Consider the following 22315-nt stretch of genomic DNA (forward strand, 5'->3'; position numbering starts at 1 on the left):
CCTAAGCTTAACGACTTGAGAAACGATAACCGACTCCCCGCACCGTTTGAATCAAACGGTCATAACCATGCTCAGTCAGCGCTTTACGCAGGCGGCGAATATGCACGTCGACAGTTCTGTCTTCAACATAAACGTTTGTACCCCATACGTGATCAAGTAACTGCTCTCGACTGTAAACCCGCTCCGGGTGCGTCATAAAAAAGTGCAGTAATTTGAACTCCGTTGGCCCCATATCAATACCTTTATCATCGACCGAAATACGATGTGATACCGGATCAAGTTTCAGCCCTTCAACTTCCAGAGGCTCGTCCAGAACCGTTGGGGCAACGCGACGGAAAACAGCGCGCATACGAGCCATCAATTCCTTCGGTGAAAACGGCTTGGTAATGTAGTCATCGGCGCCAACTTCCAGCCCTTTGATTTTATCCTCTTCCTCACCTCGTGCTGTCAGCATAATGATGGGAATATTACGGGTGAAATCATCGCTCTTTATTTTCTTCGCCAACTGCAAACCAGAACCGCCGGGAAGCATCCAGTCCAGCAACACCATGTCGGGGTATGGTTCAGCAATTTTACTAACAGCAGCATCGAAGTCATTGGCCTCTACAGCCTGATAACCGTGTTGTTCCATAACAAAGCTCAACATCTCACGAATGGGCGCTTCGTCTTCAACAATTAGAATTCTACGTGACATGCATTGGTTCCCTAATATGAACTGATGCTGCAATTATTACTAAAGAATATGACACTTTTATGAACCTGGACACATCTCTGTAAAATTTCTTATGTCATTGAGCAGAGAGCCACTGCAATAACTCGTAAACAATCGGAAGAGAAACAAAAGCAAACAGAATACCGTAACCCACCATGGCGGCCGATAACCTTGGCGCCAGCCCTGCCATAATGGCCACTGCACCTGCCGTGATCATAGGCGGCATAGCACTTTCAAATACGGTTACCTGAATCAGCGTGCTTTCAAAACCAAAACCAAATAATAAGGCAATTGTTAATGCCGGCATTAAGACTAACTTGGTTAATAAACCAATGGTTAGTGGTGTTTTACTGCCTTTGGGCAAGCGGAACTTAAGCTGAAAGCCAACAGCAATCATAATGACAGGCACTAAAGTTACGGCGAGTGAGTCAATCAGCCGCTGAAAAACTTCAGGGTAAGTGAAAGACTTAGTTAACAACGCAATAACCAGCGCAATAAATGGCGGGAAGGTCAAAATTTGCCGCGAAACACTGCCAACTGTCGGTTTTTTGTCCTGCTCACGATACAGGGCAATAATAATTGTCGAGTAAATTGCTAAACCGAAAAAAGAGCCGAACTGATCGTACAATAACCCGTAAACAATAGCGTCACTGCCGTAAAAGGCTTCTATCATGGGAAAGCCAAAAAAGGACGTATTGCCCAGCGGCACACAAATGAGTAATGCACCTACTACTTCTTTTGGCCACTTAAAAGCGCGACCCAGCAGCCATATAAAAACCGCACTGGCTATCAGTAAAACCCAGGGAATAACAACCGGGATCAGTAGCTCAGAGGAAAACTCCAGGGCCGGAACTTTACTGAAAATAACGCCGGGGAGTGCGGCATAAATAACGTAAAGGTTAAGAACTTGTGCGGTGTTATCCGGACACTTGCCGGTACGCTTAAGGATAAAACCAATAAGTAGGTAGAGCCCCAATACTGCGAGGTTGATCATAGCGTACAGAAAGGTTGAGAGTGACCGCTATAGTGTAGCCTGACAACCACTGTCAGGCTACTTTTGTGTTTACTTTAGGAGAAAGCGCTTACCAGGAAAAGTCGTGGCGAATACCCACAGCAATAAAGTCCTGCTCTACGCCGGGGGTTGCACCACAACCACGGGTTGAATAAAGCGCGATGTCACATTCACGACCGGTGTACCAGGCGTAAACGCGGGTATCACCGCTAAAGAAGTAATCGGCTCCCACTGACAAAGAAGCGTCGTTATCATTGCCGTCATCAATAGCTTGATACTGCGCTTTAAACACCCAGTTTTGATACGGGTGTGCAGCACTTACCAGGTAGCCGTCGGAGTCGTTCGCACCGTTAATGGTTTCAAACTGCTGCAGAGCCACACCAACGCGTGTTTTACCAAACTTTGTTGCGCCGGTTAACTGAGTAATATCATAACCATTAACGTCACGGTCAAACGCTAACGCTGCATAATAATTGGTTTTCTTCAGCTTGCTGTCACCGTAAAGCAGGCCAAATGAGAAGCCATCGTCTTCATTGTCATTCTCTGATGCAACGTAGGTCACACCCAGTTTAAAGTTATTAAACGAAGGTGAGTAATAGGTCAGCGTGTTATCCGGGCGGTTTTCGCCACGGAACAAGCTTTTCAGGTCAGCTTCATAGTCTGTAAATTCATCAATTGAACCTTGGGAATCTTTCAGAAAAGTATCGTACCGGCCAATCATGACCTCACCGAAATTACCGCGTAAGCCAACCACCTGATTACGGTTCGTGACAGCGTCTTTATCATCATCTGAATCAGCCAGATCAATACCAAACTCAATTTGGTAAAAAACCTCTAAATCAGATTCCAGCTCAGCGGCGCCTTTAAAGCCAAAGCGCGACGAGTTACTGACAACTTCAGTATCAGCCCCATTACCATAGTCATTGCTTTGCAAAGACACATTCGCGCGACCGTAAACCGTTAAGCTGTCGTCGTCATTAGCAAAAGTGGAAAAACTGGCTGCAGTAGCAGCAATTAATAGCGGAACCGAGTACCTTTTCATAGTCATCCTCACGAGGTCTAAACTGGAACTGTCTAAATTTTACGCACATTATAGTGCCCGCAAAATTTATTGCAGTTATTTTTCTGTCGTGAGTCAATTCTATGTCCTTTTTATGACATAAATATGACAGATGAAGGTTTTATTTAAGATTTATTTCAGTTTTGCTAATTGCTGCTGTTGCTTAAGCTGACTTTTGGCGTATTTGAGCCACTGCTGTGCCGACTGTTCAGTTGCCTGATAACCTAAAGCCTGTTCAAAATGCGACGTTGCCTGTTCGTAATGCTTTAAATTCAGAGACGCCATACCTTTTATCAAGTAAAGGTTGCCTTCGTTGTCCAGGTTTCCTTTACTGAGAGCGCTTTCCGCACTTTCCAGAGCTTTCTCGTTATTGTTCAGAGTTAAGTGTAACTGGGCAACCTGCAGCGCAAAGTTCCCGTGCTCAACCTTACCGGAAAGCTCGTTGTAGGCTTCAATTGCGAGTTCATATTCTTTCGCCTGAGTATAAGCCTGAGCCATAAATTTCAGATTATCTACTGACTTTTCAACCTGACCGTCAGACATTGCCTGGTGGATAGTTTCAGCGGCTTTATACGGCAACTCGTTAAAATAGTAAGCCTGCGCCAGTTGCTTCCACTCACTGCCTTTTTCAATAAAGCCTTGCTGCCGCGCTGCTTCTAAAACGGCTAACTGCTTGTCATCCTGCTCTAACTGAGCATAAACACCGGCAAGCTGTAACCAATATTCCGGCTTGCTATAGTCCGCAACCAAACGCTCCATCACTTTAGCAACCTGTTTGGGCTGTTCTAGTTCGTAATGCAGCGCACGCTTTAAAATCAGCCAGTTCTCATCGGGTGTTTTGTTTTTCGAGTCTGCGGCGGCTATGGCTTTATCAATGAGTGGCAAGGCTTCCTGATGTTTATCGGCCTGGTAATAGGCTTGCGCTTTTAACACCCAGGCTTTACTCATCTCGTTCTCTTTCGCTAAACCTTCCCACTGCCCCAAAAAGCCAATTGCGCGTTGGAACTGACCGTCACTTAAAGCCAACTGAGCCAGGCTGTAGAGTGTGCTTTTCTGTAAAGAATCGGGAATAGGCGACTCATTCACTACCTTTTCAAAGTAATTAATGGCTTGTTTGGTATTGCCCTGCTCGTAATACATGAAGCCATAAAAGTTCCACATCATGGCGCGCTCATAGCTGTTCATGCTGTCCGCTTTTTCAGCTACCTCGCCCAGTATTGATAGCCCCTGCTCCAGGTTACCATTGTCCGCCTGCTCCTGAGCACGGGCTAGCTGTCCGTAGACTTTTTCGCGCAACGCCGGAACACGCTCTGTCTGTTGAGCCTGAGCCGGATGCACAAATAACAACCAAACACTGCAAACCGCTAACGCCAGAAATTGTAATTTCATAAGTCACCCATTCAGTTCATTTCAAAGGTCATGCGGTTACGAACGCCGGCCACTTCAACGGCTTCACCATCAATAACCCGGGGTTTGTATTTGAACTTCAGCACGGCATCCATGGCAGCCTGATCAAAAATACCTTCCGGTTCCGCCTCTACAACAACCGGGTCTCGTACTGACCCCTGCTTTGTCACTGTAAACTCAACCACCACATAGCCCTCGATGCCACGTTGCAAGGCTCTGCGAGGATAAGCAGCCTGTACTTTCACGATAGGTAAATACTCACCGTCACTTGCCTGCAGCGACATACCATTTCCAATATCTCCGCCAGCATCCATGTTGGCAGAAAAGTCATAACCTGAACCGCTGTCAGAATCGGCAATGTCGTTATTCATTTGCGGCTGCGGTAAGTCTTCAGGCGGCTGTTCAGGCTCTGGTGGACGCTCGGGCTTGCGCTCCTTTTCCTGCACCTCTTCAGGTTCCGGCGTACGCACAAAGTCCAGTACGCTACCGCGCGGAGGCTCGCTCATGGCACCTTCACCACCACTGATTAACGATTGCATCAGGTAGAACAAGCCTATGGTGACAAATGCCGCAACCAATAGTGCTGCCAGGAATCTCATCATTTAGTCTTCATCCGTTGCTACAGAAACATCGTAAACACCTGCTGATCGGGCCGCGTCCATCACCTTAATCAGCACTCGGGTGTTTGACTCTTCATCGGCCTGGATAACAACAGAACCTTGAGGGTTTTCCGCATACAAACGTTCAATGTTGGCTTGTACCGCTCTTACGTCCACCTGTCGTTTGTCTATCCAAATTTCATTGTTTTCACTTATTGCAATGAGAATGTTGGCGCGATCTTTCTGTACCGCAGTCGCGGCATCCGGACGGTTAACATCAATTCCGGCTTCCTTCACAAAAGACGCGGTGACAATGAAGAAAATCAACATAATGAACACCACGTCGAGCATCGGCGTCATATCAATAGCGCTTTCTTCTTCTTCAATTAAATTGGCAAAATGCTGCTTCATAATCTTGTCCTCAACGTCACCTTAGTGACGCTCCAATAAAATTTTATCTTCCAGCTTCATGCGCTCCCGACGTGTGGTGCGTTGCAACCAGGTTGCTGCGAACACACCGGACAAAGCCCCGACCATGCCAGCCATGGTCGGAATTGTGGCCTTAGAAACACCTGATGCCATTGAACGTGCGCTACCGGTTCCGGTGACAGCCATAACATCGAACACTTCTATCATGCCGGTTACCGTACCCATCAGCCCCAGCAAGGGACAAAGAGCAACCAGCGCTTTAATAACCGGTAAGTTGCCGCCAAGCGCTAAACTGGCTCGCGAGATCATTGCCTGGCGAATTTGTTCGGCATTCCAGGACGACTTGTCTTCACGCTGCTGCCAGCGTTTTAGCATGTCTTTAACGCGAGCACGGTGTCCTTTCAGATAGTAAAAAATGCGTTCAAGAATCATCAGCCACATGGTGAAGATGAGAATACCGATGACCAGCAGCACTTGTCCGCCGGCCTCGATGAAGTCTCTAATCGCATTACTGAATTCAATGAGGAATAACACGGTTACTCTCCTCGCTCAGACCGCTCCGCAATAATGCCGGATGCTTGTTCCTGCAATATATGAATCAGGTTCTTACTACGGGTATGTAAGGTGGCAAATAATAAGGTCATAGGAATCGCAACCACCAGACCCAGTACCGTTGTTACCAGAGCCTGCGATATACCGCCTGCCATCAGTTTCGGGTCACCGGTGCCAAACAGTGTTATCGCCTGGAAGGTGTTGATCATGCCGGTTACCGTTCCTAACAGACCCATCAGCGGTGCAACCACAGAGATGATCTTTATAAACGTCAGGTTACGAGTGATTTTCGGCACTTCCCGCAAAATGCCTTCACTGAGCTTCAGTTCAAGCGTTTCTGTATCCGCCTGTGGGTACTTGTCTTTAATCAGCATGACGCGACCGAGCGGGTTATCATTGCTTGGCTTGTCTTTCTTAAGCTGACGTTTAACTTTGTTACCCAGCAGCATCAGTGATACAAAGCGTTCTAAGGCAAACAGCAGACCAATAGCGCCCAAAGCCAGAATGATGTAACCAACCGTACCGCCCTGGTCGATGCGCTCACCTAAACTCGGTGCCTGAACCAGTAAACCAAGAATAGAGCCGCCTGTAGGGTCAAGACCAAAGGTCACAACGCCGCTGTCGGTTTGCTGAATATCTTCCGCAGTGTTCAGATAACGACCCGAAGGTTGACGCACCAGCTCAGCAACCGAGCCCGTTGAGCTCATGCGCTCCAGATACTTACCGTTTGAAACCAGGTTAAAAGCGCCAACACGAACCACGTCCTGCTCGGCTTTGTCGCCATTAGCAGCCGTTACTTCGGTGGTGAATTCTGCCACTTTGCCCGACTCTGTCATTTCCTGTTGCAGAGCAAACCAGACACTCTCAATGTCCTCAATTGACGCCAGCTTAGAAGACGATCCCATACGTTCAGCAAGCTCGTCTAACTGCTCTGCCCGGCCCGGATACTGCGCCGAAATAACCGAATTATTAAAGTTACTGGATGCATCATTGGCAACCTGCTGCAGCACACCAAACAGCTCTTTTAGTGAGCCCATGCGCTGCGTTAAGGTGTCGCTCAAGTTACCCAAGTCGACTTCATTCTGCTCGAACTGAGTTTCCAGATTTTCAGCTCGCTGCTCTAAACGGTTACGCTCAGCAATAGCGTCAGCCAGCATGGCTTTTTGCTCTTGTTCTTTTTCACGGAAACGCTGTTCGCGCTCTTTATTACTTTCCGACTGAGAAAACTTACCCTGCTGTAACTGCTGTAACAGTTCATCTAAGTTAATCGGGTCCTGAGGGACAGGAGCTGCCAACGCCGTAACAGAAGCACATGCCAATGCCGTTACTGAAAACCATTTTGCGATACGCTGTATTAAATTCATGGTTATTACTCCTTATTGACCGGCGCTGTTTTGGGTAGAACTGTTTGATTTATTCGCAAACAGCGGCATCATCAGTAAGTCAGGTGCTAACTGCTTTCTGGCTATGCGAATCGCTTCGTCTACGGCAGGTAGGTGTTTACTGTCCAGCTCTTGCCAGCTGCGCTGCTCCTGGTTCCAAATACCTAAGTGCTGACCGTCACGCGTTTTATAAATCAATGCCACACGACCAATGCGGAGGTAGGTAACGTCTTGCTGCTGACCGTTAATTTCATGTTCTGCGGTATAGGCTTCAATATTGCGGCCATAATCGGCTTCTATCTGATAAGCCTCCATGACCCGGCGGAACTTCTCCGAAACATCAACATTCGCGCGTTCCATTAGGTCATTCAATTGCTGTAACCGCTCACTGCGCTCGGTTTGCAAAAATGGCACATCTAATTCAACAAAAGACTCAAGGGAGTCAATCATTCGCAACATCAGAGGAGTAATTTGACGCTCGACATAGCTGACCTGATCAATAGAATTATTGATGTCCTGCTTTTCACTTTCCTGGCTGCTGATTTGCTGCTCAACTTGGGTGGTATAAACTTTTAAGCCATCAATTTCTTTCATGATGCGTTTATACTGTTGCAGCCGCTCCTGCATATCATCTGAGATTTGATCGATGGTAAGCTGCGACTTACGGGCTGACTCGTTGATGGATGAAGCACCCTCAACCACAGGCTCAAGTTTATCTTCCTGTGAATAAGCAGGAGCAACAGCTAAGGCAACGGCAACTAAAACGCCAGCAGAAGTAATTAACTTCATAAATTATGACCTTTGTGAATTAATTTGTGGCGACTTTAGTGACTTTTCGTGACAGCTTAATGACCGAAAAATGTCATTTTTATGTCAGTGGCTTTATTTAGGATGAGCGGATTGCTTTATTGCGTTATTCTGGCCAATGAATTAGTTTATCCCTATCTGTTCAATTCGTTGACATCTGTCTATGGCAATCAAAAGCATTTCTTCCTCGCTGCTTACCCGGGTATTATCCGTTTACTTCGTGCTGACACTGATAGTAACTGCGGTGCAGATAGGGGCGGAGTATTTTGATACCAAGCGTGTATTGATTGCTGAACTTCAGAACCAACAAAGTACCTTCAATGGTTCACTTACGCGCTCGTTGTGGGAGTTCAATAGCAACCAAATTGATACCATCGCCGACGGACTTATCAGCATTCCCGCCATAGCCGGGGTACTTATCCGCGACGACGCCGGAAATATCCTGGTCCAGCTGGGCGAAACCACAGAAATGAGTGATTTACCGGACGATAATAGCGAAGGTATGTTACTTCCGGAACGCGAAGGTATTTTCGGTTACTACGATTCATTAATATTTGAGTTTTCCGGTCACTCCACCAAAGTCGGTGACGTCAGTCTGTTCTCGACGCGCGATATTGCTATTGACCGCATAAAAGTCAGCCTTGGCTTTATTATCGGTAATGCCATTATTAAAAGTACCTTCCTTATTGTGCTTTTTACCATTGCCTTTAACCGTATGTTAAGCCGCCCGTTAAGTGATTTAACTCAGCAAATTAAAGGGTTCCGGCTGGATAATCTGGAGCGTTCAAGAATTCGTCTGAACGACCAGCACAACAACGAGTTGGTGTTAGTTGAGCAGGCATATAACCAGTTACTCGACAATATCGAGGAGTACCAGGCAGACCTGGACCGGACCCAAAAGAAGCTCAAAGCAGCCAACCGTCAGCTGGATGAACAAAACGCCATACTCGAACAGGAAGTGGCACGCAAAACGTCGCGTTTAAGTCAGGTTATGCTGGACCTGGAGCAACGGAAAAACGAACTGGAAATGCGCCAGGAGAAACTGGAGCGCGAAGTGGGTCAGCGCCGTGCCATTGAAAATACCTTACGTCAGTCGAACCAACGCTTAGAGTCTTCACTGAACCATTTACGGGAAACACAGCAGCAATTAATTGAGTCAGAAAAAATGGCTTCATTGGGCGGTCTGGTGGCCGGTATTACTCACGACGTAAACACCCCCATTGGCATTAGTGTCACGGCCTCATCTTACTTAAGGGAGAAGCTGGATACCCTGGACCAGTCACTGCTTAATAAAGAGCTGACTCAGGCACAGTTGAAGAAGTTTATTGAAGAAGGCCGCGAAAGCCTTAACTTACTGGACAATAACCTGCACCGCGCGTCTGATCTTATCAGCAGCTTTAAGCAGGTGGCCGTCGATCAGGCATCTGACGCCATCCGCGATATTAACCTGAAAAGTTATATCGAAGATCTGGTCCAGTCATTACAGCCTCATTTAAAGAAAACCAACCATCAGGTGCAGCTCGAATGCGCCGATGACATTTTTATACGTTGCCCTGCAGGGGCTTTATCACAGATATTCACCAACTTGATTCTTAACTCATTACGTCATGCTTTCGACGGCATCAATAACGGCGTTATGACCATTTCTATTAAGCTCGATGGTGAAACACTTCAGGTGCGCTACTCAGATACCGGCAACGGCTTATCTCAGGAACAGCTCAGCCGTCTGTTTGACCCCTTCTTTACCACCAAACGGGACCAGGGTGGCAGCGGACTGGGTACGCATATTGTCAGAAACCTGGTAACCCAGACTCTGTCCGGCGAAATTAGAGCCGAGAGCGAACCCGGTGACGGTTTAAGCTATTTCTTTTCGTTTCCTGTACAGGTTTTAAACTGACAGACCTCCCTTAACGGGATACAATCCGCTGTTATCTTTCTTTACTATGTTGCGACAGGAACAGCTTATCTATGTGGTTTAAAAATCTTCGGTTTTACCAATTCAGCGAAACCTTTTCATTACCCGATGACTTCTCTGAACAGCTAGCGGAACACAGCTTTCACCCCTGTTCGCGCTCCGATCAGAGCTCATTCGGCTGGACTTCCCCTTTTGGTGCGGACAACGAAGTACTGATCCACAGCCTGGGTAACTGCTGGCTGCTTTGTGCAAAACGTGAAGAAAAAGTGCTGCCAAGCACAGTGGTCAACGCACAGCTGGATGAAAAAGTTCGCCAGATTAGTGAAGTTGAAGGCCGTTCGGTACCACGTAAAGAAAAACAGAATTTAAAAGAAGATTTAATTCACCAGCTTTTACCACAGGCGTTTAGTCGTTTTCGTCAAAGCTGGGGTTATATTGACCTCGACCGTCAAATTATTGCAATTGATGAATCTGCAGCCAACAAAGCCGAAGACTTTTTAGGGTTACTCCGCTCTTCTGTAGGCTCTTTACCTGTGCGTCCGGTAAGCCCCGGCGATGCCGTTGAAACTTACCTGACTCACTGGCTGCAAAGCACAGACTTACCAAACCCTTTTGAGTTTGGTGACGAGGCCGAGCTACGTTCCCCCCAGGCCGATGGCGGCATCATTCGTTGTAAACAGGAAGACTTAACCCGCGAAGACATTCAGGCGCACTTAGCCGGCGGCAAACAGGTGACTCGCTTAGGTTTGGTTTGGCAGGAGAACTTAGAGTTTATTGTCGAGTCTGACATGGCCCTTAAACGAGTTAAGCCCACTGACCGTCTGCTTGACGCCAAAGATGATTTAGTGGATCCAAGCCCGGAAGAGAAAATTGATGCCGACTTCGCCTTAGTGAGTGCAGAAGCCGGACTTCTATTTGATGATTTAAAACGAGCCTTTGGTTAAGACAGTAACTCCAGCATTTGGCGGTAGGAATCCTGAACCGATTCCTGCTGCCAAAAATCATCCGTTTTAATAACTCCTCGCATTTGATACTCAACAACAGTCACACTGTTTTTATTGGGTTTGGCATTACCGGTCAATAAGCTCGCCAAATGGACAATATCGCAGTAGTTCACCGTTATCGCATCGTCTAATTCCATCCGGCCTTTGTAAAAATGCAACGGCACCTGCACCAAGTTGGGTGTGAACTGCCAATAACGCAGAATATTACTGCCTAATGCAGAACTGAACTGAGTAATACATTCGTTAATAAACGACGGATTCGCGAAACTGTCTTCAAACTCGTTGGCCATACGCAAAATTGGGGCAACACCAATGCGTGAAATCATCCCGGCTAACAAAGACACATCCTGATGTAACCGATGACCGATTCCCCGCCGTTGAAGATCCTGAGTGATAACGACAGAGGCTGCGGCTATTTCACGGCTTTCGTTAATAAACTGCTCAGAAAACATTTTTACGATGTCATTATCGGGTTTGAATACCTGCTCCATCGCCATTGCCAGTGCCAGAGTACGAATACGCCGCATGCCGATACGGGTCAACGCCTGCATCAAACTCTCAGCCTTATTTCTTCCGCCCAGATAAGCACTGTTTGCCAGACGAATCAGGCGGGCACTCAATACGGTATCTTGCTGGATAATATGACTAAGATCGTGCAGGTTACAATCTGGGTCCATGGTTGCGTTACGCACTTGCTCTGCTGTTTCAGGTAAGCCCGGAAGCTTGAGCTCATCGCGCTTAAGTCGCTCGTCAATTAGCAGATATAACGCATTTTGCGATGACATTTTAAGTCCTTATTATTATGGTTTTCTTGCTTCTCAAAAAGCTTGGAAGTAGATTAACAGAACTTGCCAACAACACAATTTATACAAAAGTCATATTATGAAAAAAACACTGTTTAGTTTAGCCCCACTGGCGCTGATTTTAATGGGCTGCAGCGAGCCTGAGCCAACCGATAAAAAATCAATTGAGAATTACGAATTAGTTGCTGAAGCTGAACAACGGCTTGATATTTATACACCTTATCAGCTCAAGACCGACTTATCGCATTTGTCAGACGACCAGAAAAAGATGGTCAGTTTACTCATAGATGCGTCGGAGATTATGGACAACCTTTTCTGGCGACAAGCTTTCCCCGGAAATAAAGAAAGCCTTTTAAGCAGTGTTGAAGGTGACGTGCGTGAATTTACCGCAATTAATTACGGCCCCTGGGATCGCCTCAATAACAACAAACCTTTCTTGACCGGTTTTGAGGAAAAACCTGAAGGTGCGAATTTCTACCCGGCCGATATGAGTAAAACTGAATTTGAAAATGCAGACCTTGCTGACAAAGACAGTCTATACACGTTGTTGCGCCGTGATGAGCAAGATGAATTGATTACCGTACCCTATTCAGAAGCTTTTAAAGATTCATTAACCAGAGCTTCGGACATACTCCTTGAAGCCGCAGACCTAGCAGAGAGTCAGGCATTCGCCAAATATTTGCGCCTGCGCGCCGAGGCTTTTTTAAGTAATGAATACCAGCCGTCAGATATGGCCTGGATGGAAATGACCGATAACGATGTTGATGTGGTTATTGGCCCTATCGAAAACTACGAAGACCATCTGTACGGTTACAAAACCGCGTTTGAATCTTATGTTTTGATAAAAGATAAAGCATGGAGCGAGCGCTTAGCGAAATACGCTGAGTATTTACCGCAATTACAGGAAGGCTTGCCCGTTGAGCCGGCTTACAAAGCAGAAATGCCGGGCGCCAATGCTCAGCTAAATGCCTACGACGCGGTTTACTATGCCGGTCACTCCAATGCAGGCAGTAAGACCATTGCCATAAACCTGCCTAACGACGAAGAAGTTCAGCTGGAAAAAGGCACTCGCCGCTTACAGCTGAAAAACGCCATGCAAGCTAAGTTCGATAAAATTCTGGTGCCTATTGCAGAGCAGTTAATTGTGCCGGAGCAGCGCGAGAACATTACGTTTAATGCCTTCTTTGCCAATACCATGTTCCACGAAGTGGCACACGGCCTGGGTATTAAAAACACCCTGAATGACAAAGGCACCGTGCGTTCGGCATTGAAAGAGCACGCTTCTGCGCTGGAAGAAGGTAAAGCCGATATTCTGGGGCTTTACATGGTCACCCAGTTGTTTGAACAAGGCGTTTTAGCTGAAGGTGAGCTGGAAGACTATTACACCACCTTTATGGCCAGTATTTTCCGCTCGGTGCGCTTTGGTGCATCCAGTGCCCACGGCAAAGCCAACATGATTCGTTTCAACTACTTTGCCGATGAAGGCGCCTTCAAGCGCAATGAAAAAGGCCAATACGCCATTGATATGGACAAAATGCGTGCCGCCATGAACAGCCTTTCAGAAAAAATTCTGACCCTGCAAGGCGACGGCGACTACAACGGTGTGGCTGAACTGGTTGCAACCTTAGGCGTTGTCAGCCCACAGCTCAAAGCCGACCTCGACAAACTCGCCGACGCCGGCATCCCCGTTGACGTCACCTTCAAACAAGGCAAAGACGTGCTAGGGCTATAGAGCGTGTGGAGGGATTGAACCACGAGCGCTGAGGCTTCAGGAGCTACTGCGGAGGACGCCCGTGAATACATCCCTGTAGGGCTTGGGCAGCGCCATCCATGGCGCTGCACACCTCCTCAGTAGCTCCCGAAACCATTGGGCGCACTCATGGTCCATTCCCCCCACACGACCAATGGTAGATAGGGCCGGTTGCTCACTTGTAAGCGTTACGAGTGTTGAACCTCCTGTGGCGGAGTGTCGAAGGCCAAGGATGGCCTTCGTCAAGCGTTCATGGATGAACTCGTAGCGTCTCCGCCACAGGAGGTTCAATGCTCAAGCGAAACAAGTGACAACCGGCCCTCCTCCCAGCTTGGCTATTGCGCGGTCAATATATTCGGTATAGCATATATATGGATTATCGAATATATGGTGTTACCTGATGACGAAGGTTTTGTTTCTGTGTACGGCGAATTCTGCGCGGTCTTTGATGGCGGAGGCTATTTTTCGGCAGTTTGCTGGTGATGATTTTGAGGTTGCCAGTGCAGGTACTGAGCCGACACAACCTGAGCCGGGAGCTTTAGCGGCATTAGAGCACTTGGGTGTTGAAACTGATGGGCTGCATTCAAAAGCGCTTGATGAAATTAATCTCAATAGCTTTGATTACGTGATAAGCCTCTGTGATCGTGCTCGCACTGAATGCCAGACTTTATGCGGCGATCAGCATTTCATTGCCTGGGACTTCCCCGACCCGGTGGCCAGTAAAAAAGCGGATGCTTTTAAGAAAACGGCGCACGAATTAAGCGAGCGTATAAAGATGCTGTTGCTTATTTTACGCAAGAAAAGTGACCGTCCGCAGCTGTTTGATGCACCGCATGAGTTCTTCAAAATTATGGCTGACCCCCTGCGCCTGAAAATGATTTTGATGCTGCAACACCATGGTGAGTTATGTGTTTGTCAATTCGTGGACGCGACTGGTATGTCACAGCCAAAAGTGTCGCGGCATTTGGCGCAACTGCGCGAATACGGCTTATTAGCCGACCGTAAAGATCAGCGCTGGGTGTACTATCGAATTAATCCCGCCCTACAGGACTGGATGGCGACTATGATTAAAACCACGGCGGCTTATCACGCGTCGTTAATTCCTCAACAGGTCAAGGATGTCGATAATGGGTGTGTTTGAACGGTTTTTATCGGTTTGGGTCGCTCTGGCGATTATTGCAGGAACCTTACTGGGCAATGTATTCCCGGCAATTTTTGAATTCTTGTCAGGTATTGAATTTGCACAAGTTAACCTGATTATCGCCGTACTGATATGGCTGATGATTTATCCAGTGATGGTGCAGGTAAACTTCGAATCTATTACACAAATTGCTAAAGAGCCCAAGGGGCTTATTCTAACGGTCGTTATTAACTGGCTGGTAAAACCCTTCACCATGGCGCTGGTTGGCTGGCTGTTTTTCAAAGGTGTATTTGCTGACTTTATTCAGCCGGAGACCGCTAACGAATACCTGGCCGGGGTCATTCTACTCGGTGTTGCTCCTTGCACGGCTATGGTGTTTATCTGGAGCCAACTGACCAAAGGCGATGCCAGTTATACTCTGGTACAGGTATCGGTCAACGACGTCATTATGATTTTTGCCTTTGCCCCAATTGCCGCCCTGTTGCTGGGTATTACCGATATTATTGTGCCCTGGCAAACCTTGCTGTTAAGTGTTGGCCTATACGTAGTAGCCCCCCTTATTGCCGGGCTGTTAACGCGCCAGCGGCTAAAGAGCAAAGCAGAATCGCAGCAGCATAATGTCGACTCTGCACTGCAGGCCTTTGATACGCGCATAAAGCCCTGGTCCATTGTCGGCTTACTGCTAACCGTGGTGCTGCTGTTTGGCTTTCAGGCAGAGGTGTTACTCACACGTCCACTGGACATTGCCATGATAGCAACCCCGTTGCTGATTCAAACCTACGGCATTTTTGCTATCACTTTTATTATCGCGTTACTGATTAAGTTGCCTTATAGAATTGCGGCTCCGGCCTGCTTAATTGGCACATCCAACTTTTTTGAGTTAGCAGTAGCTGTGGCTATTTCATTATTTGGTTTGCAGTCCGGCGCGGCGTTGGCCACTGTTGTTGGTGTATTGGTTGAAGTACCGGTGATGCTCTCTTTAGTCTGGTTCGCGAATAAGACGAAACACTGGTTTACATCAAGTTAAAGGGGAATGATGAGCGCAAAAACCCTTTAGATACTGGAGGGGGAGTTTGTTGTCTTGTAAGCGTTATGAGTGTTGCGCCCCCTATGGTGGAGTGTCGAAGGCCAAGGATGGCCTTCGTCAAGCCCTCATGGATGAGCTTGTAGCGTCTCCGCCATAGGGGGCGCAATGCTCAAGCGAAACAAGACAGCAAACTCCCCCCCGAGCCCAAAAGCAGGCAGGTAAGAGATACACAAAAGGAGTCTTTTATGACGATTAAAGTTGGAATTAACGGTTTGGGTCGTATTGGCCGTCTCGCTTTGCGGGTGGCGTGGGAAAACCCTGACCTGGAGGTTGTTCAGGTGAATGACCCGGGTGCCGATGCAGCTACTTTTGCGCACTTACTCAATTTTGACTCGGTGCATGGTCGCTGGGGTTATGAAGCCGAAGGCGCGGACAATGCTATTCAAATTGGTGGGGAACGCATTGCTTTTACTCAACACAAAACCATTGCTGACAACGACTGGAGTGGTTGTGATGTGGTTTTAGAAGCCTCCGGTAAGATGAAAACCGTGAAGGTGCTCAACGACTACCTGTCACAGGGCGTTAAACGAGTCGTCGTCTCAGCTCCGGTCAAAGAGCCCGGAGCGCTGAACATTGTTATGGGCGTTAATGACCACCTCTATGATCCTGACAAGCATCAGATAATCACTGCCGCGTCCTGCACAACCAACTGTCTGGCGCCTGTGGTTAAAGTTCTGCAGGAAAAAATAGGTATTAAGCATGGGTCTATTACCACCATTCACGATTTAACCAACACGCAGACCATTCTGGACGCGCCGCACAAAGACTTACGCCGAGCCCGTGCCTGCGGCATGAGCTTAATTCCTACATCCACCGGTTCAGCAACGGCCATTGTGGAGATTTTCCCGGAACTGAAGGACAAAATTGACGGCCACGCTGTACGAGTCCCCCTTGCCAATGCGTCCCTAACCGACTGTGTATTCGAAGTGGAAAAGTCCACTTCTGTTGAAGAAATTAATGGCTGGATGAAAGAAGCCGCCGAAGGTGAGCTTAAAGGCATTCTGGGTTACGAAGAACGCCCGTTAGTGTCAATAGATTACAAAACTGATCCTCGCTCAAGCATTGTCGATGCCCTGTCGACCAAGGTCGTTAACGGCACGCACGTTAAAATTTATGCCTGGTACGACAACGAGTGGGGTTATGCAAACCGTGCAGTTGAGCTGGTAGAAAAGGTTGGCTAATGCTGAGTAAGCTATCTCCTGCGATCCGCCAGTATTTAATTGTCACGGGTAATTATTGGGCTTTTACCCTGACTGACGGCGCGCTGCGTATGCTGGTGGTGCTGCATTTCCACCAGTTGGGTTACAGTGCGCTGGAAGTGGCCATGTTGTTCCTGTTCTACGAGTTTTTCGGCATAGTCACTAACCTGTTTGGTGGCTGGCTGGGGGCCCGTTGGGGGCTCAATCGCACCATGAACATTGGGCTCGGCATACAAATTGTGGCACTCGCCATGCTGTTGGTGCCCAGTTCGATGCTCACTGTTATTTGGGTGATGGCGGCTCAGGCGCTGTCCGGTATTGCCAAAGATCTCAATAAAATGAGCGCCAAAAGCACCATTAAGCTACTGGTGCCGGACGACAAACAAGGCCAGCTGTATAAGTGGGTCGCCATACTCACTGGCTCAAAAAACACATTAAAAGGCGTTGGCTTTTTCCTGGGTGGCTTGTTGCTTACATTAATTGGCTTTCAGGGCGCAGTGCTTGCCATGGCAGTTATGCTCAGCCTGGTTTGGGTAGGCAGTTTGATCTTCCTGAAAAAAGAGTCTGGCAAAGCCAAGTTCAAACCTAAATTTAAAGACATTTTATCCAAAAGCCGTCCTATTAATATTCTATCGGGCGCGCGTTTTTTACTTTTTGGCGCCCGCGATGTCTGGTTTGTGGTGGCCTTACCGGTGTTCTTAGCCAGCCAGCTGGACTGGAGCCACTGGCAAGTGGGCAGCTTTTTGGCCTTGTGGGTTATTGGCTACGGTTTTGTGCAAAGCATTGCGCCTAAATTCACAAAAAGTAGCAAGGACGTGCCCAAAACTCAGGCGGTGGTATGGAATGCACTACTGACGCTGAGCCCTCTCGCACTTGCTTTGGCGCTTTGGCAACACTTGCCGGTTACCCAAAGCATTATTATTGGCTTAGGGTTGTTTGGTATTCTGTTCGCTATTAATTCGTCGTTACACAGCTATCTTATTGTCTCTTACTCACGAGCCGACGGTGTGTCATTGGACGTAGGCTTTTACTACATGGCCAATGCAGCCGGGCGTCTATTAGGCACCATTTTATCGGGTTGGGTGTATCAGCAATGGGGACTGGTTGCTTGCCTAATGATATCAACGCTGTTATTGCTATTATCCACTACTGCAATTAGTTTTTTGCCCGAGCGGGAGCAGCATCGCGTCTGATATATCGTAGCCCGACATTTATGTCAGGTGCGATATCTGACCTGACGTAAACATCAGGCTACGCCGACGTGGAAATCACTTGTAGTTGGCACATTTTATGCTAAAATTCGCGCTCTTTTTTTGACCAGCCTAAAACCAGAAGGAGCCACCTACGTGCTGACGCGTATTACGCCACCCTAGCCGTCACTTCCCTGTCACAGGTGCGCAGTAGGCTGTTCACTGCTTTTCTGGTCATTCCGGCCGCTTTATGTTTGCTATTAAAATTTGGTGTCATTTAACTATGTTGAAGTCTATCCAGCAGAACTGGTTTTCTAATATACGTGGTGATTTTCTCTCAGGTATTGTCGTTGCTCTAGCGCTAATTCCTGAAGCTATCGCATTCTCTATTATCGCCGGTGTTGATCCGAAAATAGGCTTGTACGCTTCTTTCTGTATTGCCGTTGTTATCGCTTTTACGGGTGGCCGCCCGGGTATGATATCTGCCGCAACCGGCGCTATGGCCCTGCTAATGGTCACCCTGGTCAAAGATCACGGACTTCAGTACCTGCTAGCCGCCACTCTATTGACCGGCGTACTGCAAATAATTGCCGGCTACCTCAAACTTGGGGAGCTGATGCGCTTTGTTTCACGCTCGGTAGTCACGGGTTTCGTTAACGCGCTGGCCATTCTGATTTTTATGGCACAATTGCCAGAGCTGACCAATGTCACCTGGCACGTTTATGCAATGACCGCAGCAGGCCTCGCCATTATTTACGGTTTCCCCTACGTTCCGGTTATCGGTAAAATACTGCCCTCTCCGCTGGTTTGTATCGTGTCCTTAACCATAGTTGCCGTATTCTTAGGCTTAGATATTCGAACCGTTGGCGATATGGGTGAATTACCAGACACCTTGCCGATATTCCTGTGGCCTGATGTTCCGTTAAACTTTGAAACCTTAGCGATAATTTTCCCTTACTCTGCGGCACTTGCGGTTGTTGGTATTCTTGAGTCACTAATGACAGCAACCATTGTTGACGACTTAACCGATACTTCCAGCGACAAAAACCGCGAATGTAAAGGTCAGGGTATTGCGAACATTGGCTCTGGTTTACTCGGCGGTATGGCGGGTTGTGCCATGATTGGTCAGTCGATTATTAATGTAAAGTCTGGCGGTCGTACTCGACTCTCCACACTTGTCGCCGGTATATTCTTATTGGTCATGGTTTTAGTTCTGGATAAATTACTGGTGCAAATTCCAATGGCCGCATTAGTTGCCGTAATGATAATGGTCTCTATTGGTACCTTTAGCTGGAGCTCCATTAAGAACTTGAAGAAGCATCCACTGTCCACCAATATTGTCATGGTAACCACGGTTGCTGTCGTTGTCGCAACACATAACCTGGCTTATGGCGTTCTGGTTGGCGTGCTTCTGGCTGCTATGTTCTTTGCGAACAAAATTGGTCATTATCTTTACGTTAAATCAGACATCGATGCGGACGGCAATAAGCGTACCTACCGTGTCATTGGACAGGTATTTTTCAGTTCATCTGAAAAGTTTCTTGCGGCATTTGATTTTAAGGAAGGGGTTGAGCAGATTGTCATTGACCTGAGTCATGCTCACTTCTGGGATATTACCGCCGTTGATGCGCTTGATCGGGCTGTAGTCAAATTTCGCCGTGAAGGTGCCGAAGTTGAAGTCATTGGGCTGAACGAAGCCAGTGCAACTATCGTTGACCGTTTTGGCGTACACGACAAGCCTGATGCCGTTGACAAGCTGATGGGCGGTCACTAATGGAAAAGGATTCAATAATGAAACATGTTGTTGCTTGTATTGATGGTTCCGCGTCAACGCAGTCAGTCTGTGATTACGCCAGTTGGGCGGCGTTACGTTTAAGTACGCCTCTGACACTCTTTCATGTTCTGGACCAAGCCCGCTACCCTACCGAACCGGATATGACCGGCAACATAGGTTTAGGCAGCAGAGAAGCCTTGCTTGAGCAATTAGCAGAACTGGACCAGCAACGCAGCAAGCTTGCTTTAGAGCAAGGTCACCACATGCTTGAAAGCGCAAAGGAAAGAGCGCTTCATGACGGTGTCGAACAGGTCAATCTGCGACAACGTCATGGTGATTTAGCCGAGTCTCTTTTAGAAATTGAAGACTCTATGCGGCTACTGGTTATGGGCCTTCATGGCGAAGACACCTCTCGCACCAACCGCGTGGGTAGTCAGCTTGAAACTGTTGTACGAACCATGCACCGACCAATACTGGTTGCGCCTGAAGAGTTCACTGAACCGAAAAGTGTCATGCTGGCATTTGATGGCAGCGACTCTTCTCGAAAAGGCATTCGTCTTTTGGCTGAAAGCCCAATATTTCGTGGACTGCCACTGCATTTGGTGATGGTGGGTGCTGACACGAATGACAGCTACGCCTCTATTGAAGCGGCAGCAAACCATCTGCGTGAGCTGGGTCATAACGTGCATTTTGAAATACGCTCCGGGGAAGTTGAACCGACTCTGCACGCCTATCAAAAAGAGCATAATATTGATCTAATGGTAATGGGTGCCTATGGTCATTCGCGTATTCGTCAGTTTTTAGTTGGCAGTACCACAACCAGTTTGTTACAAACGACCAACTCTGCTTTATTGCTGCTGCGTTAATCGCAGACAAAATGATCTCAAGGAAAATAATATGACCCCAGACTGGGAAGAGTTTGATCTTGATGACCGCTTAATTGCGGTCCTTCGGGACGCACAACTGAACAAACCGGCAAAAGTACAGCAACAGAGCATTCCTGCAGCCCTCGATGGCAGAGACTTGCTTGTTAGTGCCCCGACAGGAACCGGCAAAACCTTAGCCTTCCTGTTACCGGCTCTGCAACATTTGCTGGACTTCCCACGTCAACAGCCAGGTCCTGCACGCATTCTGGTTCTTGCTCCAACTCGCGAACTGGCTGAGCAGATTCATCAGCAGGCCCAACAGTTTGAAAGCAAGACGGGGTTGTCGTCCGTTGTGGTGACCGGCGGTATTAATTACGGCTCGCAACTGTCTCTGCTGGAAAAAACGCACGATATTCTGGTCGCCACACCCGGTCGCCTGATGGATTTACTCGAAGCCGAACAGTACAACCTGGAAGGCATAGAGTGGCTGATCATTGATGAAGCCGACCGCATGTTGGACATGGGCTTTGCAGCAACAGTTAAAGAAATGGCACTGCAGGCACGCCATCGCCAACAGTCATTGCTACTGTCTGCAACACTGAATAGCTCAGGTGTTATTAAGTTTTCGCGCGAGCTGCTGACGGAACCTGAATACATTGACGTTCAGCCACCAAAGCGTGAACGTGGTAAAATTGTTCAGTGGGTACACTTAGCGGATACCGATGAGCATAAACGACAGCTTTTAATGAGCACACTGAAAGAACACCAGGGGCGGCAGTTTGTTTTCGTCAGAACACGTGAGCGGGTAGAGCTCATCGCCAACTTTTTACGCAGTCAGTTTGGTACCGGGCGCAAAATTGTCACCTTGCGGGGCGACATGCCGCAAAGTGATCGCCAGCGCATCATGAACGAGTTAAAACAGACCACAGATATCACGCTAGTAGCTACCGATATAGCCGCAAGAGGCCTGGACGTTGATGATATTACCGTGGTTGTTAACTACGACTTACCAAAACAAGCGGACGTCTATCTGCACAGAATTGGCCGCACCGCTCGCGGTGGACAAAAAGGCATAGCCATTTCATTAGTGGAAGCGCACGATGCTTTATTACTGGGGCGTATTGAACGTTACTTAGACGCTAAGCTCGACAGAAGAACCATTCAGGGCTTGAAGCCTCAGTATAAGTTCCCGTCGACAGAAAAGGCTCGTTCTAAGAAGAAAGATAAAAAGAAAAAGGATGCAAAGAAAAAAGATACAAAGAAAAAGTCGCGTTAACGCGACTTTTTTCTTAGGTATTTTTCTCTCAAGTGATGCCAGGCAAAGTAAGCGATAACGCCGCTGGCATCCGCTAACCAGTCATAAACATCTGCGCCACGCCCCGGCGCATAAGCCTGAGCCAATTCAATCATTAAACCGTAGCAGGCTAAAAACAAAAGCGATAACCTGGCAGACAACGCAAAGGCCCGGTGGAACGTCAAAGCCAGAACGAAGAAGATCACAAAATGAACCAGCTTATCCATATAAGGGATACTCTGAGCTCCGGTACTGGGGAACTGCCACAGAAATAAAAAGGTGGTTATCGACAGCAGAACAAAAAACAGAACTCTTGCCAGCATAATTTACTT

The 22315-nt window shown here is 47.7% G+C and carries 21 protein-coding genes; 10 read left to right on the plus strand and 11 right to left on the minus strand.

The genetic code is table 11. The features are described 5' to 3' along the window. Positions 1-7: 7 nt before the first annotated feature. From phoB to ACP7FG_RS07935, 9 genes are all read right to left on the minus strand, one after another. Entirely contained in the window at positions 8-694 is a 687-nt protein-coding gene (gene phoB, locus ACP7FG_RS07895) for a phosphate regulon transcriptional regulator PhoB (protein WP_054491237.1), read from the minus strand. A 94-nt stretch (positions 695-788) separates the two neighbouring features. Next, a complete protein-coding gene (locus ACP7FG_RS07900; RefSeq protein ID WP_439226048.1) occupies positions 789-1706 on the minus strand; it encodes an AEC family transporter in 918 nt (305 codons plus the stop codon). An 88-nt stretch (positions 1707-1794) separates the two neighbouring features. Then, positions 1795-2766, minus strand: a complete 972-nt coding sequence (locus tag ACP7FG_RS07905) for a porin (RefSeq protein WP_222235736.1) — start codon at positions 2764-2766, stop codon at positions 1795-1797. Positions 2767-2916: 150 nt separating this feature from the next. Continuing rightward, a complete protein-coding gene (locus ACP7FG_RS07910) occupies positions 2917-4173 on the minus strand; it encodes a tetratricopeptide repeat protein (protein WP_439226049.1) in 1257 nt (418 codons plus the stop codon). An 11-nt stretch (positions 4174-4184) separates the two neighbouring features. Further along, on the minus strand, positions 4185-4790 hold the full coding sequence (locus tag ACP7FG_RS07915) for an energy transducer TonB (protein WP_222237020.1): 606 nt from the start codon (positions 4788-4790) through the stop codon (positions 4185-4187). A gap of 3 nt (positions 4791-4793) precedes the next feature. Then, positions 4794-5201: an ExbD/TolR family protein gene (locus tag ACP7FG_RS07920; protein ID WP_199494367.1), complete on the minus strand. Its 408-nt coding sequence runs from the start codon at positions 5199-5201 to the stop codon at positions 4794-4796. A gap of 21 nt (positions 5202-5222) precedes the next feature. After that, complete coding sequence (locus ACP7FG_RS07925; protein WP_439226050.1) at positions 5223-5753, minus strand: MotA/TolQ/ExbB proton channel family protein; 531 nt, start codon at positions 5751-5753, stop codon at positions 5223-5225. 2 nt (positions 5754-5755) lie between these two features. Further along, positions 5756-7135: a MotA/TolQ/ExbB proton channel family protein gene (locus tag ACP7FG_RS07930; RefSeq protein ID WP_439226051.1), complete on the minus strand. Its 1380-nt coding sequence runs from the start codon at positions 7133-7135 to the stop codon at positions 5756-5758. A gap of 12 nt (positions 7136-7147) precedes the next feature. Next, positions 7148-7942 carry a DUF3450 domain-containing protein gene (locus ACP7FG_RS07935; protein WP_273023207.1) on the minus strand — a complete coding sequence of 265 codons (795 nt, stop codon included), beginning with the start codon at positions 7940-7942 and terminating at the stop codon, positions 7148-7150. Positions 7943-8123: 181 nt separating this feature from the next. Between ACP7FG_RS07935 and ACP7FG_RS07940 the strand changes: the two genes are divergently transcribed. Continuing rightward, the gene (locus ACP7FG_RS07940) at positions 8124-9857 is read left to right on the plus strand and encodes a sensor histidine kinase (RefSeq protein ID WP_439226052.1); all 1734 of its coding nucleotides are present in this window, start codon (positions 8124-8126) and stop codon (positions 9855-9857) included. Between the two features lie 71 nt (positions 9858-9928). Continuing rightward, complete coding sequence (rdgC, locus tag ACP7FG_RS07945) at positions 9929-10819, plus strand: recombination-associated protein RdgC (RefSeq protein WP_439226053.1); 891 nt, start codon at positions 9929-9931, stop codon at positions 10817-10819. Here rdgC and ACP7FG_RS07950 read toward each other — a convergent pair. Then, positions 10816-11664: an HDOD domain-containing protein gene (locus ACP7FG_RS07950; RefSeq protein ID WP_222235742.1), complete on the minus strand. Its 849-nt coding sequence runs from the start codon at positions 11662-11664 to the stop codon at positions 10816-10818. The two genes, rdgC and ACP7FG_RS07950, sit on opposite strands and share 4 nt — an antisense overlap. A gap of 97 nt (positions 11665-11761) precedes the next feature. Here ACP7FG_RS07950 and ACP7FG_RS07955 point away from each other — a divergent pair, with 97 nt between their 5' ends. The 8 genes from ACP7FG_RS07955 to srmB all read left to right on the plus strand — a co-directional run bounded on the left by ACP7FG_RS07955 (position 11762) and on the right by srmB (position 21965). Then, positions 11762-13414 (plus strand): dipeptidyl-peptidase 3 family protein, encoded by a 1653-nt coding sequence (locus ACP7FG_RS07955; RefSeq protein ID WP_439226054.1) that lies wholly within the window; start codon positions 11762-11764, stop codon positions 13412-13414. A 418-nt stretch (positions 13415-13832) separates the two neighbouring features. Then, positions 13833-14573 carry a metalloregulator ArsR/SmtB family transcription factor gene (locus tag ACP7FG_RS07960; RefSeq protein WP_439226055.1) on the plus strand — a complete coding sequence of 247 codons (741 nt, stop codon included), beginning with the start codon at positions 13833-13835 and terminating at the stop codon, positions 14571-14573. Continuing rightward, positions 14560-15600, plus strand: a complete 1041-nt coding sequence (gene arsB, locus ACP7FG_RS07965; RefSeq protein ID WP_439226056.1) for an ACR3 family arsenite efflux transporter — start codon at positions 14560-14562, stop codon at positions 15598-15600. The genes ACP7FG_RS07960 and arsB overlap by 14 nt, the downstream gene beginning before the upstream one ends. 245 nt (positions 15601-15845) lie before the next feature. Next, positions 15846-16841: an ArsJ-associated glyceraldehyde-3-phosphate dehydrogenase gene (locus ACP7FG_RS07970; RefSeq protein WP_439226057.1), complete on the plus strand. Its 996-nt coding sequence runs from the start codon at positions 15846-15848 to the stop codon at positions 16839-16841. Continuing rightward, positions 16841-18052, plus strand: coding sequence for an organoarsenical effux MFS transporter ArsJ (arsJ, locus tag ACP7FG_RS07975; protein WP_439226058.1), 1212 nt, complete (start codon positions 16841-16843; stop codon positions 18050-18052). The genes ACP7FG_RS07970 and arsJ overlap by 1 nt, the downstream gene beginning before the upstream one ends. A 280-nt stretch (positions 18053-18332) precedes the next feature. Continuing rightward, complete coding sequence (locus ACP7FG_RS07980; RefSeq protein ID WP_439226059.1) at positions 18333-19823, plus strand: SulP family inorganic anion transporter; 1491 nt, start codon at positions 18333-18335, stop codon at positions 19821-19823. 17 nt (positions 19824-19840) lie between these two features. Next, a complete protein-coding gene (locus ACP7FG_RS07985; RefSeq protein ID WP_222235749.1) occupies positions 19841-20689 on the plus strand; it encodes a universal stress protein in 849 nt (282 codons plus the stop codon). A 31-nt stretch (positions 20690-20720) separates the two neighbouring features. Beyond that, the gene (gene srmB / locus ACP7FG_RS07990; protein WP_222235750.1) at positions 20721-21965 is read left to right on the plus strand and encodes an ATP-dependent RNA helicase SrmB; all 1245 of its coding nucleotides are present in this window, start codon (positions 20721-20723) and stop codon (positions 21963-21965) included. Here the strand turns inward: srmB and ACP7FG_RS07995 are convergent. After that, a complete protein-coding gene (locus tag ACP7FG_RS07995; RefSeq protein ID WP_054489423.1) occupies positions 21962-22306 on the minus strand; it encodes a VanZ family protein in 345 nt (114 codons plus the stop codon). The genes srmB and ACP7FG_RS07995 overlap by 4 nt on opposite strands. Between the last annotated feature and the right edge of the window lie 9 nt (positions 22307-22315).

Origin of the sequence: Idiomarina sp. ST10R2A5, from assembly GCF_051842325.1 — a bacterium.
In the GTDB taxonomy this organism is placed as follows: domain Bacteria; phylum Pseudomonadota; class Gammaproteobacteria; order Enterobacterales; family Alteromonadaceae; genus Idiomarina; species Idiomarina abyssalis.